Source organism: Aeromonas sp. 25-AL00135 (assembly GCF_054052385.1).
The window spans coordinates 31,276-46,562 of sequence record NZ_JBSTYQ010000007.1 but is presented as its reverse complement, the minus strand read 5'-3'; the positions used below and the strand labels follow the sequence as shown (position 1 = coordinate 46,562).

Annotated in this window: 14 protein-coding genes; 6 read left to right on the top strand and 8 right to left on the bottom strand. The window is 63.1% G+C overall.

Translation table 11 applies throughout. The annotated features are described in order from the left end of the window. Position 1: 1 nt before the first annotated feature. Positions 2-499, bottom strand: a complete 498-nt coding sequence (locus ACW5XC_RS08010) for a GNAT family N-acetyltransferase (RefSeq protein ID WP_042053454.1) — start codon at positions 497-499, stop codon at positions 2-4. A gap of 161 nt (positions 500-660) precedes the next feature. Here ACW5XC_RS08010 and ACW5XC_RS08005 point away from each other — a divergent pair, with 161 nt between their 5' ends. Beyond that, on the top strand, positions 661-2,109 hold the full coding sequence (locus tag ACW5XC_RS08005) for a catalase (protein WP_042053453.1): 1,449 nt from the start codon (positions 661-663) through the stop codon (positions 2,107-2,109). 75 nt (positions 2,110-2,184) lie between these two features. Here ACW5XC_RS08005 and ACW5XC_RS08000 read toward each other — a convergent pair whose 3' ends face one another. Together ACW5XC_RS08000 and ACW5XC_RS07995 are read right to left on the bottom strand one after the other, a co-directional pair. Further along, positions 2,185-2,709: a GrpB family protein gene (locus ACW5XC_RS08000; RefSeq protein ID WP_074042654.1), complete on the bottom strand. Its 525-nt coding sequence runs from the start codon at positions 2,707-2,709 to the stop codon at positions 2,185-2,187. A gap of 321 nt (positions 2,710-3,030) precedes the next feature. Beyond that, positions 3,031-3,348, bottom strand: coding sequence for a YnjH family protein (locus ACW5XC_RS07995; RefSeq protein WP_042053450.1), 318 nt, complete (start codon positions 3,346-3,348; stop codon positions 3,031-3,033). Between the two features lie 223 nt (positions 3,349-3,571). Between ACW5XC_RS07995 and ACW5XC_RS07990 the strand changes: the two genes are divergently transcribed. Then, positions 3,572-4,804: a hypothetical protein gene (locus ACW5XC_RS07990; RefSeq protein WP_042053449.1), complete on the top strand. Its 1,233-nt coding sequence runs from the start codon at positions 3,572-3,574 to the stop codon at positions 4,802-4,804. A gap of 109 nt (positions 4,805-4,913) precedes the next feature. After that, entirely contained in the window at positions 4,914-5,690 is a 777-nt protein-coding gene (locus ACW5XC_RS07985) for a substrate-binding periplasmic protein (RefSeq protein WP_042053448.1), read from the top strand. Positions 5,691-5,702: 12 nt separating this feature from the next. On the opposite strand, the gene ACW5XC_RS07980 is transcribed toward ACW5XC_RS07985, so the two are convergent. Beyond that, positions 5,703-6,551 carry a helix-turn-helix transcriptional regulator gene (locus ACW5XC_RS07980; RefSeq protein ID WP_042053447.1) on the bottom strand — a complete coding sequence of 283 codons (849 nt, stop codon included), beginning with the start codon at positions 6,549-6,551 and terminating at the stop codon, positions 5,703-5,705. A gap of 146 nt (positions 6,552-6,697) precedes the next feature. Here ACW5XC_RS07980 and tyrS point away from each other — a divergent pair, with 146 nt between their 5' ends. The 3 genes from tyrS (at position 6,698) to ACW5XC_RS07965 (ending at position 9,818) form a co-directional block, all read left to right on the top strand. Continuing rightward, positions 6,698-7,963 (top strand): tyrosine--tRNA ligase, encoded by a 1,266-nt coding sequence (gene tyrS / locus ACW5XC_RS07975; protein ID WP_042053446.1) that lies wholly within the window; start codon positions 6,698-6,700, stop codon positions 7,961-7,963. A gap of 197 nt (positions 7,964-8,160) precedes the next feature. Beyond that, positions 8,161-9,072: a lipase family alpha/beta hydrolase gene (locus tag ACW5XC_RS07970; RefSeq protein WP_005355232.1), complete on the top strand. Its 912-nt coding sequence runs from the start codon at positions 8,161-8,163 to the stop codon at positions 9,070-9,072. Beyond that, entirely contained in the window at positions 9,069-9,818 is a 750-nt protein-coding gene (locus tag ACW5XC_RS07965; RefSeq protein ID WP_042053445.1) for a lipase secretion chaperone, read from the top strand. Before ACW5XC_RS07970 ends, ACW5XC_RS07965 begins: the two co-directional genes overlap by 4 nt. Positions 9,819-9,854: 36 nt before the next feature. Here the strand turns inward: ACW5XC_RS07965 and ACW5XC_RS07960 are convergent, their stop codons facing one another. The 4 genes from ACW5XC_RS07960 to sgrR form a co-directional block, all read right to left on the bottom strand. Then, positions 9,855-10,556: a hypothetical protein gene (locus tag ACW5XC_RS07960; RefSeq protein ID WP_042053580.1), complete on the bottom strand. Its 702-nt coding sequence runs from the start codon at positions 10,554-10,556 to the stop codon at positions 9,855-9,857. A gap of 44 nt (positions 10,557-10,600) precedes the next feature. Then, positions 10,601-10,996 carry an acyl-CoA thioesterase gene (locus ACW5XC_RS07955; protein ID WP_005336457.1) on the bottom strand — a complete coding sequence of 132 codons (396 nt, stop codon included), beginning with the start codon at positions 10,994-10,996 and terminating at the stop codon, positions 10,601-10,603. A 264-nt stretch (positions 10,997-11,260) separates the two neighbouring features. After that, entirely contained in the window at positions 11,261-13,438 is a 2,178-nt protein-coding gene (gene katG, locus ACW5XC_RS07950) for a catalase/peroxidase HPI (protein WP_042053443.1), read from the bottom strand. A 145-nt stretch (positions 13,439-13,583) separates the two neighbouring features. Beyond that, positions 13,584-15,287, bottom strand: coding sequence for an HTH-type transcriptional regulator SgrR (sgrR, locus tag ACW5XC_RS07945; protein ID WP_042053442.1), 1,704 nt, complete (start codon positions 15,285-15,287; stop codon positions 13,584-13,586).

Here is a 15,287-nt window from a genome sequence, read left to right as displayed (position 1 = left end):
GTTAGCGACTGGCGCCCCCCGCGACTCTGGCCATATAGAGCGCATCCACATAGCGCCCCTGGCGGAAGGCATAGTCACGGGCTCGCCCCTCCTCGGTAAAACTGAACTTGCGATAAAGCGCCTGTGCGGCCTCATTGTCGGTATAGACGGTCAGCTCAATCCGGTGCAGGTTGAGCCAGTTATCGGCCAGATCCAGCGCCGCGGCCATCAGGGCAGAGCCCACCCCTTTGCCAGCCCAGTCATCCCGTACCCCCATACCGATCCCGGCCACATGCTTGCGTCTGGGATTGGGTTCTACGTGCAAGGAGATCTGGCCCACCAGCAGCCCCTCTACCTCCGCCACCAAGGCGACCACATCACTGCTCTCCAACCGCTTCTGCCACTGGCTAAGGGGAGGTGTGGGCAGGTGCATAGTGCCCGCCTGAGCATTGGGCATGGAATAGAGATCCCGCAAGGCGGGGGCATCAGCGGGTTCGGCATGACGGATAGTAATCTGCATATGAGGCTCCTTCTCGAAGCCACCATCATGCAATATCCGGCGCAGTTACACACCCCCTACCCGCACCCATTTGTCTTGCCTATCAAAGGGCGAGGAAAGGCCCATTGGCCGAGCACGGTGCAGATCCGTAGGCTGACCCCATATCAACAAGGAGAGAAGCCATGACTGACAAGACCCTGCACAGCGCCAACGGCGCCCCCGTCGTCGACAACAACAACAGCCTCACCGCCGGCCCGCGCGGCCCCGTATTGATGCAAGACATCTGGTTGATGGAGAAACTCGCCCACTTCGACCGCGAGCGCATTCCCGAGCGGGTGGTTCACGCTAAGGGCTCGGGCGCCTACGGCACCTTTACCGTGACCCACGACATCAGCCAGTTCAGCAAGGCCGATCTGTTCAGCGCCATCGGCAAGCAAACACCGGTGTTCCTGCGTTTCTCCACCGTAGCTGGTGAGAAGGGCGCCGCCGATGCCGAACGCGATGTGCGCGGCTTCGCTCTCAAGTTCTATACCGAGCAGGGCAACTGGGATCTGGTGGGTAACAACACCCCGGTCTTTTTCATCCGCGATCCGCTGAAATTCCCTGACTTCATCCACACCCAGAAGCGGGATCCGCGCACCAACCTGCGCAGCGCCACCGCCGCCTGGGACTTCTGGTCACGCCATCCGGAATCCCTGCATCAGGTCACCATACTGTTCAGCGATCGCGGCATCCCCAAGAGCCTGCGGGAGATGAACGGCTACGGCAGCCACACCTTCAGCTTTATCAACGACGCCAACGAGCGCTTCTGGGTCAAGTTCCACTTCAAGACCGAGCAGGGCCACAGCTTCTACACCGATGAAGAGGCCGCCACCGCCGTCGGGCAGGATCGGGAGACCAGTCAGGCGGATCTGTTCAATGCCATCGAGCGGGGCGACTTCCCGCGCTGGAAGGTCTATGTGCAGGTGATGCCGGAGGCCGAAGCCCAGACTTACAACATCCACCCGTTCGACCTCACCAAGGTGTGGCCGCACAGCGACTACCCGCTGATCCCGGTGGGCGTGCTGGAGCTCAACCAGAACCCGGACAACTACTTCGCCCATGTGGAGCAGGCCGCCTTTACCCCGGCCAACGTGGTGCCCGGTATCGGCTTCTCGCCGGATCGCATGTTGCAAGGGCGGCTCTTCTCCTACGGCGACACCCAGCGCTATCGCCTTGGCGTCAACCACGGTCTGCTGCCGGTCAATGCCCCGCTCTGCCCGTTCCATCACGGTGCCCATCGTGACGGTGCCATGCGGGCAGACAGCAATGGCGGCGCCAGCCCCAACTACCAGCCGAACCGTTTCGGTACCCAGCAGCCGAGCGAACAGCACGAACCGGCGCTGAGCCTGGAAGGGGCCGCCCTGCACTACGACTTCCGTGACTACGACAGCGACTACTACAGCCAGCCGGGCAACCTGTTCCGCATCATGGACGAGGGACAGCGTTCGCGGCTCGCCGCCAACCTGGCCCGCTCCCTCATCAATGTGGAGGATGACGCCATCGTCGCAGCCCAGCTCAAACACTTCGAGCAGGCCGACCCCGAGTACGCCAAACGAGTCGAACTGGCACTGGCCGCCTTGCAGCGCTAAGCCGCAAGCAGGCAAGATCTGCAAAAACAAAACGGGGGCCTGATGGCCCCCGTTTTCTATGGCGAGCAAGCTCGCTCAGAGAGCAGGCACCTGCCCGGCCAGCCACCGCAACGCGTTCGCCTCATGCTCTTTGACAAAGGCATTCTTGCCCGCACAGTAGCGCTCGATATCGTGCTGACAGCTCGCGGCTACCGCCTGCTTTAACTCGGCGTATTCCCGGCATACCGCAGGATGGGCCCTTAGATAGTCACGAAAGGCCAGATGGCGATGCACATGGTCATCCCCTTGCAAGAAGGCGTGGATCTGGTGGGTTCTCTCATCACCCCCCTTGCGAAAATAGCGGCGGCGCGCAATCCCGCACTCACCCATCGCCTCATAGCCCAGCGCCTCCAGCTGACCGTTCTGCTCATCGAGTCGCTCCAGCGATGATACCTCCAGCATGATGTCGATGATGGGCTTGGCGGCCAAACCGACGACAGAGGTACTGCCGATATGGTGGACAGCTAGCAAGCAGTTATCCAGCGCACTGCGTAATTGAACATCTTCAGCTACAAAGCTGGCTGGCCATTGGGGGTTGTAGGAGACAACGTCGACTCTCACAGTTTCAGCTCTCTGGATAGTTGCCGATGGCATAGGGCAACAAGGTATGCGATGGGTGGACAAGATAACCAGACGGCAAATTACCAGCAACAAAAACGGAGCCCGAGGCTCCGTTTTTCAATGCAGTATCAATCCCGGACGGAACGCGCTTCGCGCTCTTCCCGCTCCCTTGCCAACAAGCGTTTGTACCACCAGCTACTGCGACGACGTTGTGCATTGGAAGAGCGACGAGCCATTTCTTAGGTTCCAGCCAAGAGAAGAAAGGAGCTGCATTATGCGACAGGGATCACGTCCATGTCTTTAGCTGGATCAAGAAAAGCCTCACTGACCCACGGAAATCGTCTTCTGATCTTTCGCACCACGGGTGGCAGGCAACACCACCGCAGGAGAGCGCCAGGCCAGCGGGCCATTGCTCTCGAGGTCGTTCTGCGGGCCGCACTCCAGCCAGATATCTCCCTGCAGAATGCGGGCCCCTTCGGAATATTTCTGATCCGCAAACCAGCAGACCCGCTCGGGCAATGAGCCCAGCGGCAACACCAGCTCGGGACTGGCAGACTCGCTCACCACAGTGGTTTTGGACGCGGCCAGAGCGGGGGCGAGCCAGAGGGAGGCCAGCAGGCAGAGCAGTACATTTTTCATGAGAGGGATCCTGTTTCGATAGGGGGCACTCTCGAAGAGTCGACCAGTCCCGGGGTTTACTTGACTGACAATCATACTGCCTGCTGGCATTGTGGAACCAATATGGTAGCCTGCCAGCGCCTGCGGGCAGTCTCTCGCTGCCACGCGCAAACTTCCGGTGAATTTGTCACATCCTGACAAAATATAACCTTATTTATCAAATCGTTATTTGGATATTATCCCAATGCGTATCATGCCGTTGCTTCAGGCGGCCTGCCTGAGCCTGATGTTGTCCGCCTGCGTTGCCCCATTGCTGATGATGAGCCCCACCAGCCAGCTGATGTGGGCCCTGCTCAAGCCGCTGGTCGGCTTTGACCCGAACGAGGTCAATCTGTTCGAACAACCCCTGATCAAGGATCGGATGACCGCCATCCTTGGCCCCAACTACGACAGCACCATGCAGTTGCTCAAGACTGCCGACAAGTTACAGCAGGAGGGGCCGCTTTTCTATGTGGTCTCCGAGTATGCGCCCGTGCCGGATATCGCCAAGCAGGCGGGGATGGTGTGGAACTCGCAAACCAACCAGATGTCGGTATTGCTGCAAAAAGGGGATGGCACCACCCTGACCTTCGGCGAAAATCTGGCGGGCACGGCACCGACCTGGCCAACCGCTATGCAGGGCTGGCAGACCCCCGCCAGCCAGCTCACCCCGGCGGCCAATGCCCTGACCGGTGCGGCAACCAGTCAGAGTGGCACCTCCCCCTTCTCCCTTGGCAGCGCGCTGGGCACAGTGACTCGCGGCGTCACCGGCTCGCTGACCAACAGCGCAAGTCAGGCTATCAGCGGCGCAGCCGCCAACGCCACAGGGCAGGCTACCCAAGCTGTGAGCCAAAGCGCGACCGATCTGACCCGTAGTGCAACCACCGCTGTCACTGCGCCAGCCAAGCAGGCGCTGAGCAGTGCCGCTGCGACTGCAACGCAAGAAGCGACCAAGGCTGTTGCCACTCCTGCCAAGCAAGCCGTCAGCAGCGCCGCAGCGACCGCGACGCAAGAAGCCACCAAAGCCGTTGCCACTCCGGCCAAACAGGCTGTCAGTAGTGCCGCCGCGACAGCGACCCAAGAAGCCACCAAGGCCGTTGCCGCTCCAGCCAAGCAAGCCGTCAGCAGCGCAGCTGCGACCGCGACGCAAGAGGCCACCAAGGCTGTGGCCGCTCCCGCCAAACAGGCCGTCAGCAGCACTGCCGCCACCGTGACGCAAGAAGCGACCAAGGCCGTAGCCGCTCCAGCCAAGCAAGTCGTCAGTAGCGCCGCTGCGACCGCGACGCAAGAGGCAACCAAGGCCGTTGCCGAACCAGCCCGGCAGGCCGTCAGTGCCGCATCCCATACGGCCGGAGAGAGCGTCGCCGATGCCGCCAGAGCGGCGGAGGCCAAGGCGCGCGCCAAGGCAGAGGCGGAGATGGAAGCCCTGCTCAAATAAACCGACAGGCCACCGCAAGGTGGCCTGTTTTTTATCCCGCTACCGGATCATGACGTTATGGAAAAGGCCACATAGACTCTTAGGTAACTACCCGCACAAGGAGTGCATCATGCGTCGTCTGCTCCCTGCTCTCGCTTCTCTCGCCCTGTTTATCGCGCTCCCGGCTCCGGCACTTATCTACTATTCGGAGCAGAACATGCCACTCAATGGCCAGGATAAAAATGGTCAGCCTGTGGGGTTGGCGGTCGAGTTGCTGCGCCTGATGTGGCGCGAAATGGGGGAGCCGGAGCAACCCATCCACTTTCTGCCCTGGGCCCGCGGCTGGTATCTGCTGACCCAACAGCAAGAGGCCGTGCTCTTTACCACGGCGCACACCAAGGAGCGGGATCCCCACTTCCTCTGGGTCTGCCCCATCAGCCACTCCAGGGTCGCGCTGGTCGGCCGCAAGCAGGATGCCCCCAAAGTGGCCAGCAAAGCGGATCTCGCCAAGCTGCAGATCGGTGTGATGCAGGCAGATGTCGGGGAGCAGTTGCTGCTCAACCGCGGGATCAGCCCGGGCAATATGATGTCGGTGGAGCGCATGGATCAGGTGGTGCGCCAGCTCATCATGGCGCGCACCGATCTGGTGGCGGGCAACGAGGTGATGTTGCGCCATCAGGCCAAGGAGCTGGGTTTTCCCAGCGAGGATTTTGTCACCGTCGCGATTATTGAAGAGCAGGATAACTGCTTCGCCTTCAACCTGAGGGCAGACAAGCAACAGGTTGCCCGCCTGCAACAGGCGCTGGACAAGGTCAAACAGGGGGATGAATACAAGCAGCTGATGAAGCGCTACCAGTTGCTCAGTATCCTGCCCGAAACCACTCCCACCATCCCGCGCCTAGAGTAACCCCGGCCCGCCCTATGGCGGGCTCTCTCTATCTCCCGCCGATGACGCCTGTGATGCCTCCACCGGCGCCGTAATGAGGTGGTTCAGAAAGAGATTGAACAGCTCGGCCCGCGAGCCGAGCCGCAGCTTGCCATAGAGATGCTTGCGGTGATTCTTCACCGTACCGCTGCCAATGCCGAGCTCGGCGGCGATCGCCTCGGTATCCAGCCCCTGCAGCAGCAACTCCGCCACCTGCCGCTCGCGCCGGGTGAGCAAATCCCCCCCGACACTCGCCATCGCCTGCTCCACCGCTCTCCGGAGGCTGGCGCTGTCTGGCAGCGCAGTGCTCTGGGCCAGAAGTGGCTGGCTCTGCCGCCACTGCTGACGACAGAACGAATGTACCAGCGGGAACAGCTGCTCCAGCCTTACCAGCTCGTCACGGCTGAGGGTGCTGCGCTTGTCGAGCCGCCCCAGAAACAGCATCAGCGTCAGTCCATCCCGCACCGGCAGGATCAGCCCCACCTCCTCCTGCCAGCCGGTGGCCTGATAGAAGTGGTGGCGATATTCGGGATCGAGCCGCCCTTGGGAGACCTGCGCCAGGGTCCAGACGCCGGCAGGCAAGCCCTGTTCCAGCGCCTGCATAAACGGATCCTGACTGAAGTGGCTGGTGAGGTAGCGGTCAAACAGCAGAGCCCGCTGATGATTGAGGTTGTCGTAGAGGTAGACGGGGCGCTGCCCCACCCCGAGCAGCAGGGCGCAATCAAACGCCACCTGTTGCTGGATCAGCCGCACCAGCGCCGCCGGAAAGGCGCTGCTGTGCAGGGCATCGACCACCTCGGTCATGCTGCGGGTCAAGGCATCTGTGGTGAATGGCTGGGTCATGGTGGCACGTTTCCGGTGACGGGGAGCGATTCCCCGCTATGGCTGAATGCTAGCACGAGAGTGGCAAAACCGTCCCTTAGGGGACATATCCACCACCAACCAGAACGGCGAGGATGACGGCTTTTCCCCCTGCTGTTGGAGAACCCATGATCAACCCCCACCTGCTCGATGAGCTGACCGAGCGCGGCCTTGTGGCCCAGAATTCCGACCCGGCGGCCCTGGCCGACCATCTTGCCACCCCGCGCACCGTCTATTGCGGGTTCGATCCCACCGCTGGCAGCCTGCATATCGGTCATCTGGTGCCGCTCTTGATGCTGCGCCGCTTCCAGCTGGCGGGCCACACCCCGGTGGCACTGGTGGGCGGGGCAACCGGCCTTATCGGCGATCCCAGCTTCAAGGCGACCGAGCGCAGCCTCAACAGTGCCGATACCGTGCAGGGTTGGGTCGCCAGCCTGTCGGCCCAAATCAGGGCGCTGCTGCCCGCCGATGATGGTCTGTCGGCCCCGCAACTGGTCAACAATGGCGACTGGATGGGGCAGATGTCCGCCCTCGATTTTCTGCGGGATATCGGCAAACACTTCTCGGTCAACGCCATGCTGGCGCGGGAATCGGTGCGTCAGCGGCTGGCTCGCCCGGATCAGGGCATCTCGTTCACCGAGTTCTCCTACGCTCTGCTGCAATCCTACGACTTTGCGGTGCTGCACCAGCGGCTCGGCTGCACCCTGCAGATTGGCGGCAACGACCAGTGGGGCAATATCACCAGCGGCATGGATCTGACCCGTCGCCTCCATCAGGCGCAGGTACACGGCATGACCCTGCCCCTTATCACCAAGGCAGACGGCACCAAGTTCGGCAAGACCGAGGGGGGGGCGGTCTGGCTCGATCCGGCGCTCACCTCCCCTTACGCCTTCTACCAGTTCTGGCTCGGCACGGCGGATGAGGATGTATACCGCTTCCTGCGCTACTACAGCTTTATGTCGCTGAGCGAGATTGATGCGCTGGAGGCGGAAGATGCGAAGCGGCAAGGGCGCAAACTGGCCCAGCAGGTACTGGCCGACGAGCTGACCGAGCTGGTGCACGGCAAGGGGGCGCTGGCAGCGGCGCAGCGCATCAGCGAATTGCTGTTCAGCGGCGAAGTGGCTCGCCTTGGCGAGAGCGATCTGGCCCAGCTGGCACAAGATGGCATGCCAAGCTGCCGTATCGAGCGGGAAACCGATCTGGTGACCCTGCTGGTAGAGAGCGGTCTGGCCAACTCGAAGCGGATCGCCCGCGAGCTGCTGGCGGCAGGCGCCATCAGCCTCAACGGCGAGATCCGCCGGGATGAGCTGCTCACCACCGACGATCGGCTGTTCGGCCGCTACCTGCTGCTGCGCCGGGGCAAGAAGCAGTACCGGCTGGTGACGTGGCACTGAGCCCCGTTTGGTTGGGGAGGCATCACAAGGGCACCTCCCCATCTCAACCGCTGGCCAGGGATGGCCACAACCTCTTTTGAATCCCAACTTGCGATCCCCCTCACAACCCGCTTCTCAAGCAGCCACCATACTGGCACCGGCGAACATGGAGTCCGCCCCACCTCACAACCCCTTACAAATCGACAAGGATGCTGATGATGAAGAGATGGCTTCTGGTGCTGCTCTGCACCCTGCCCATGCTGGCACACGCCAGCGGATACACCCAGACCCGCTACCCCATAGTGCTGGTGCACGGCCTGTTCGGCTTCGACAAGCTGCTCGGGGTCGATTACTTCTACGGCATTCCCCAGGCCCTGAGCCGGGATGGTGCCAAAGTCTACGTGGCCCAAGTGTCGGCCACCGCCAGTTCGGAACAACGGGGGGAGCAGCTGCTCGCCCAGGTTGAGCTGCTGCTGGCAGCTACCGGCGCCGAGAAGGTCAACCTGATCGGCCACTCCCACGGCGGCCCTACCATCCGCTATGTCGCCTCGGTCGCCCCCGAGCTGGTCGCCTCCGCCACCAGCGTCGGCGGGGTCAACTACGGCTCAGAGATTGCCGATCTGGTGCGGGCCAATGCCGCCCCCGGCAGCGCCGCCGAGAAACTGGCTGCCGCCGCGGCCCACGCCCTCTCCGGAATGATTTCACTGCTCTCGGGCGGGAGCCAGCTGCCGCAAGATCCGGTCGCCGCCCTCGATGCCCTCACCAGCAAGGGAGCCAGCCAGTTCAACCAGCGCTACCCGGAGGGGCTGCCCAGCCGCTATTGTGGCGAGGGGCCGATGCAGGCGACCAACGGCGTCTACTACTTCTCCTGGAGCGGGCGCGGCAACCTGACCAATCTGCTGGATCCGGTGGATCCGGCGCTGGCGCTGACCGGCGCCTTCTTCAAGGAGCCCAATGACGGACTGGTCGGGGTCTGCAGCAGCCACCTCGGCAAGGTGATCGGCACCGACTACCGGATGAACCATCTGGACGAAGTGAACCAGTCCTTCGGCATCCACCATCTGTTCGAGACCGATCCGGTCACCCTCTATCGCCAGCATGCCAACCGTCTCAAGGAGCTGGGACTATGAAGATAGCCACCCTGCTCGTCGTGCCCTGCGCCATCACCCTGCTGCTTGGCGGGGTGTTGCTCTGGCCCACTGCACCGACGGCAGACTCATCCCCCGCTCAAGCCAGCCAGCATGCACAGAGCCACCCGCACGATCCCGAGCAGGAGGCCGCCGATGCCCTGCAGGCGCGCTATCGCACCTTTGTCTCCGCCCAGAGCAGCCTGACGGTGCCCACCGAGATCTCCCTCGCCAGCCTGCAGATCCTGTTTGACGAGCGGGAGCAGCTGCGCCAGCAGAGCTTTACCCCGGCGGAGCAGGCCCAGCTGTTTGCCGAGGATCGACTGATGGAGCAGCTGACCCTGCGCCGCAGGGCGCTGGCGGAAGAAAGAGACAGCGACAAGTCGCAGCTGGCCAGCGAGCTGGATCTCTGGCTGGCAGAGCAACCGGACTGGTTTCGCGAGGCGGAGGCCAACAGCCGTCTGCTTGAGGAGTTGCAAGAGCTGGCACAGATGGACCCGGCCAAACGGGAGGCTCTGCTGCTGGAGACGGGGGGACCGGAAGCGGTGGATCGGATGCGCCAGCTGGAGCAGAACCGGCAAGGGTTCGAGGAGCAGCTCAGCGGCTTTCTGGCCGAGCTCAGACAACTGCCGAACGAGGCCCGGGCCGAACAGCAACAGGAGCTGCTGGCCCGCTGGTTCGAGCCCGGACAGTGGCGCCGGGTCGAGGCACTCACCCGGCTCAAGCTGGGGGAGCCACACACCGAATGAGAAGGGGGCCCGTGATGGGCCCCCTTGCTATTGCGCTTATTGCGGCTTGTTGGCCCCCGGCAGCGGCTGCCAGGTGAGGCGGGTTACCTGAGTGCCCTGCACCTCGCACTTGAGGCTCAGCTCCTGCCACCCCTTCTCCTGACGCAGGGAGACCTCCCCTTCGATCCCCTGCTCGCCAATCTTCAGCTTATCCTGCTCGAAGATCACCTTGTCGCCATGGGCGAGATCCATCAGTTTGCCGTTGCAGAGCCAGTGAGCGAGATCTGCCCCCTTCAGCTTGACGCCCCCCTTGGCCGCCTTCTGCTCGGCCGCGCTCACCACAAACAGCTTGCTCAGCTCGGCGGCCCGCTTGGTGAGCCACTCCTGACGCTGCTGCATGCTCATCTTGCTGACGAACTCGGCGGGCTGACCCTTCTCGTCCAGCCATTGGGTCAGCTTGCCGCTGGCGTCAAAGGCGAACTGGGCTGCGGGCTCTTTGACCCCGAACAGCTTGCCGCCCTTGAAGTAGTAGCGGCTCTCCCCTTCCAGCTTGCCCAGCTCGTTCATGATGGGCACGGCGATGATGACGGGGGCGCCATCGATCCAGGCCTTGATATCGACGCCGTCATGGCTGAATTGACGGGTATCGAGGGCGCTCTCGGCCCCCTTATCCATCAGGGTAAACTGCTCGGCGAGAGAAGCGGCCAGAGAAGGGAGGGAGCAGAATCCCAGGGTCAGCGCGATCGCTGTGTTGCGCATTGAGTTGTACATAACACTCCTGTGATGGGCCATCCGGCCCGTGGTTAACTCTCTGTCAGCCAGGCCCGCAGCCCTTCCCGGTGAGCATCGCTCAGGGGCAGGGATTGGCGGGCCCGGTAGTCAAAATGGATCAGGGTCGTTTCGGCAGTGACGGCCAGTTCGCCGCCCTGCCAGGCCTCCTGCCAGACCGTAAAGGAACTGGTGCCGATGCGGCGCACGCCGGTCTTGATGGTGACCGGCTGGCCGTAAAACAGCTCCCGTTTGAACTGCACCGTATAGCCTGCGATGATCAGATGCCAGTTATGCACATCCAGATCGGGGGAGAAGATCCGGAACAGGGGATCCCGCGCCGATTCGAACCAGACCGCCGGCACCGTATTGTTGATATGGCCGAGGGCATCCGTCTCCTGAAAGCGGGGTTGGATCTGCATTTCCAGCATGGGTTGACTCCTTGTCTCTTTGTTTCTGTCCTTGTCCGTTCATGGGACATCAGTGGCCAATGGGTGGCCGCCGGGCATCACCAGCGGATCAGCATGTTACATGATACTGCTGGCCCAAGCACAGGGATGCCAGCGCCCCTGCGCGACCGGCCTGCGGGTGTCGCAGCGCGGCGGATTGTGGTGCTCTGCAAAAAAGCAGACAGTAAAAAGCCCCGCACACCTTGGGTGTGCGGGGCTGATGCAGATAACCAAACGGCTCGAGGACTAGCCGAGCAGATCGAAGCGATCCGCATTCATCACCTTGTTCCAGGCGGTGATGAAGTCACAGACAAACTTCTCCTTGTTGTCATCCTGGGCATAGACCTCGGCATAAGCGCGCAGCACCGAGTTGGAGCCGAATACCAGATCCACCCGGGTGGCCGTCCACTTCAGGGCGCCGCTGCGGCGATCGCGGATCTCGTAGAGATTGCTCGCTTTCGGCAGCCACTGGTAGTCCATGTCGGTCAGGTTGACGAAGAAGTCGTTGCTGAGTACCCCGACCCGATCGGTAAAGACCCCGTGCCCGGTAGCGCCGTGGTTGGTGCCGAGCACCCGCATCCCGCCGACCAGCGCCGTCATCTCGCAGGCGGTGAGCCCCATCAGCTGGGCGCGATCCAGCAGCAGCTCCTCCGCCGTCACCACATAGTCCTGCTTCAGCCAGTTGCGGAAGCCATCGGCCAACGGCTCCAGCACCTCGAACGAGGCCACATCGGTCTGGGCCTGAGTGGCGTCCCCCCGGCCAGGCGCAAACGGCACGCTCACCGTCACCCCGGCGGCCTGGGCTGCCTGCTCGATGGCGAGGTTGCCCCCCAGCACGATGAGATCCGCGACGCTGACGCCACACTCGGCCGCCAGCTTGTCATAGACCGCCAGCACCTTCGCCAACTTCGCCGGTTCGTTGCCCGGCCAATCCTTCTGCGGCGCCAGCCGGATGCGGGCGCCGTTGGCTCCGCCCCGCTTGTCGGAGCCACGGAAGGTACGGGCGCTATCCCAGGCGGTAGTGGCCCGCTCGCTGATGGAGAGGCCGCTGGCGGCGATCCTGGCCTTGACCGCCGCCACGTCATAATCGGCGCGTCCGGCTGGCACCGGATCCTGCCAGATCAGATCTTCTGTCGGCACATAGGGGCCGACATAGCGGCTCTTCGGCCCCATATCCCTGTGGGTCAGCTTGAACCAGGCGCGGGCGAAGGCGTCGGAGAAGGCCGCCGGATCATCGCGGAAGCGCTCGGCAATCTTGCGATACTCGGGGTCGAATTTGAGCGCCATGTCGGCATCCGTCATCATGGGTTTGCAGCGGATCGACGGATCCTCCACATCCACCGGCATATCCTCTTCGGCGATATTGATCGGTTCCCACTGATGGGCCCCCGCCGGTGATTTTTGCAACCACCAGTCGTACTTGAACAGCAGCTCGAAGTAGCCGTTGTCCCATTGGGTCGGGTGGGTGGTCCAGGCACCTTCGATGCCGCTGGTCACAGTGTTGCGGCCGATGCCGCGGCTGTGGTGATTGATCCAGCCGAGCCCCTGCTCCTCGAGGCTGGCCCCTTCCGGCTCGGGCCCGAGCTGTTTGGCATCGCCGTTGCCGTGAGCCTTGCCGACAGTGTGGCCACCGGCGGTCAGCGCCACCGTCTCTTCATCATCCATCGCCATGCGGGCGAAGGTGACCCGCATATCCTGCGCGGTTTTCAGGGGATCGGGCTTGCCATCCACCCCTTCCGGGTTGACGTAGATAAGCCCCATCATCACCGCCGCCAGCGGGTTTTCCAGATCCCGTTCGCCGGAGTAACGACTACCCGGCTTGCCGCTGGGCGCCAGCCATTCCTTCTCCGATCCCCAGTAGATATCCTTCTCCGGATGCCAGATATCCTCGCGGCCAAAGGCGAAGCCGAAGGTCTTGAGCCCCATGGACTCATAGGCCACAGTGCCCGCCAGAATGATCAGGTCGGCCCAGCTGATCTTGTTGCCGTACTTCTTCTTGATGGGCCACAGCAGGCGACGGGCCTTGTCGAGGTTGGCGTTATCCGGCCAGGAGTTGAGGGGGGCGAAACGCTGGTTGCCACTGCCGCCACCGCCGCGACCATCGGCGATGCGGTAAGTCCCGGCCGAGTGCCAGGCCATGCGGATCATCAGGCCGCCGTAGTGGCCCCAGTCGGCGGGCCACCACTCCTGACTGTCGGTCATCAGGGCGGTCACATCCTGCTTGAGGGCCGCCATATCGAGCCCCTTCAAGGCTTCCCGATAGTTGAAACCGGCCCCCAGCGGATTGGTCTTGGTATCGTGTTGGTGAAGAATGTCGAGGTTGAGGCTCTTCGGCCACCACTCCATTCTGGACGTCTCGACGGAGGTGGTTCCCCCGTGCATGACCGGGCATTTTCCTGCGGAACTGTCTGAATTGTTGCTCATCGTTTTCCTCATTTGCTCTGCTGTCCATAACCTGAAACAGCATGGCACAGAGGCGTGACACAAACTGTGCAGCAGCGGCCGATTTACGGATCTTTCACGCAAGCGGCCACGGAACGCCCGTCAGCCGCGACAGAAATTGGACGAACTATGGCGCCTCTGCGGGTTGATGGGGCGGCTCGGGCCGCAGCCAGGCGCTGCGAAAATCGAACCAGCCGAGCGCCGTCATCCGCACCCCGTGCACGCCGACCCGGCTCTCCAGCTCCAGCCAGTGGTGAAACAGCGGCACAAACCAGCTCTGCTGCTGCACCCTTGCCAGTAGGGCGCGGGGGCTAGGCTCCTCACCGCTGGCGCGCCACTGCATCAAGCCCTGCCACAACTCATGCTGACTGCCCCACACCTTGCGCAGCAACGGGGTGCCCTGCAACCAGGCGTAGGGGGCAAAGGGACCGGCATGTTCGAGGTTGAGGGTGCCGAGCCAGAGATCCACGTCTTCATCCTCACCACTCACCCAGCGGCCGTAATCGAGGGTGCGCACCTCGAGCCGGATCCCCTGTTCGGCCAGCAGGCTGCCCATGGCGTTGGCGCACTCGTTGAACTCCAGATGCTGGTTGAAGCAGGCGAGCACCAAGGTCGTCGGCAACTGCGCCGGTGTGGGCAAGGGCGCGGGCAGTGCTTCGCGCCAGTGGGGCAGCAGGCCGAGGGCGCTGGTCCAGCCCCGTTGCAACTCGGGGGCGACCCGCCCCATCAGAGCCACCGGATTGAGCAGTTGGCCGAGCCATTGCCGCAGGGAGGGATCTTGCAAGGATCCGGAACGATCGTCCTGCAGCAGGAAGTAGCAGCCCGACTCCAGCTCCGATTCGCCGCGCATGGTACCGAGCTCGGGGCTGTCGCGCCCCAGCTGCAGGTGGGTCTCCAGTCGATCCGCCAGCTCCGGCAGCATCCAGATATCGATCTGGTCGAGCAGGGCGCGCAGGCCGAAGTAGTCGTCAAACGCCGCAAGGCAAAGATGCAGGGGATCGTTGGCAGCCACCCGGTAAGGGCCGGTGCCCACCGGTTGCAGGGCAAAGCCCGCCTCCCCCTTGAGCTCCCGCGGCAAAATGGTCGCCACAGGCTCCGCCAGCAGGTGGGGCAGCCAGGGATCCGGACTGTCGAGATAGAGATCCAGCGTGCGCGGCCAGGGGCTCTCCAGCCGATCCAGATGGGAAAACAGCGGGCGATCCCGCAAAGCCAGCAGACTCTCCATCACATCTTCCACCACCAGCTCGCGACCGTGGTGAAAGCGCACCGCCGGGCGCAGATAGAAGCGCCAGTGGCAGGGGCCCAGACACTCCCAGTGGTGGGCGAGATCCCCTTCGATTTCCCCATTTTCCTCATTTCGCCGGGTGAGGCCGTTGAAGATCTGGCGGCTCAGGTGAATTTCGGAGCGGCGCATCGGGCCGGTGGGCAGCAACTGCGGCAACGGGCGATAGTAGGGCACCCGCAGGATCTGGCGCCCCTCGCGGGTGGCCTGACCGAGCTGTTCGATCAGCAGCGGAGTGAGCAGATCGAGGCGATCCTCGGCCAGCCGCACCGCCTGCGCCAGCTGGCCCTGACTGAGCAGATCCCGCAAGCGGCGCCGGGTCAGGCTCTCCTGACTGTCGAGCAGGGAGAGCCGGGAGCGCCGCCCCCGCCCTGCTTCCGCCGACCAGCTGAGCCAGCCCTGATCCTGCATCCGCCGCAGCAGCAGGCGGGCGTTGCGCGGGGTGCAGCAGAGCAGATCCGCCACCTCGGCGAGGCTGATCTCCCGCTCGTCGCTGCCAAGCAGCTGGGCGAGTCGTTGAAATTGCTGGTAAAGGCGACCAGTCGGCAT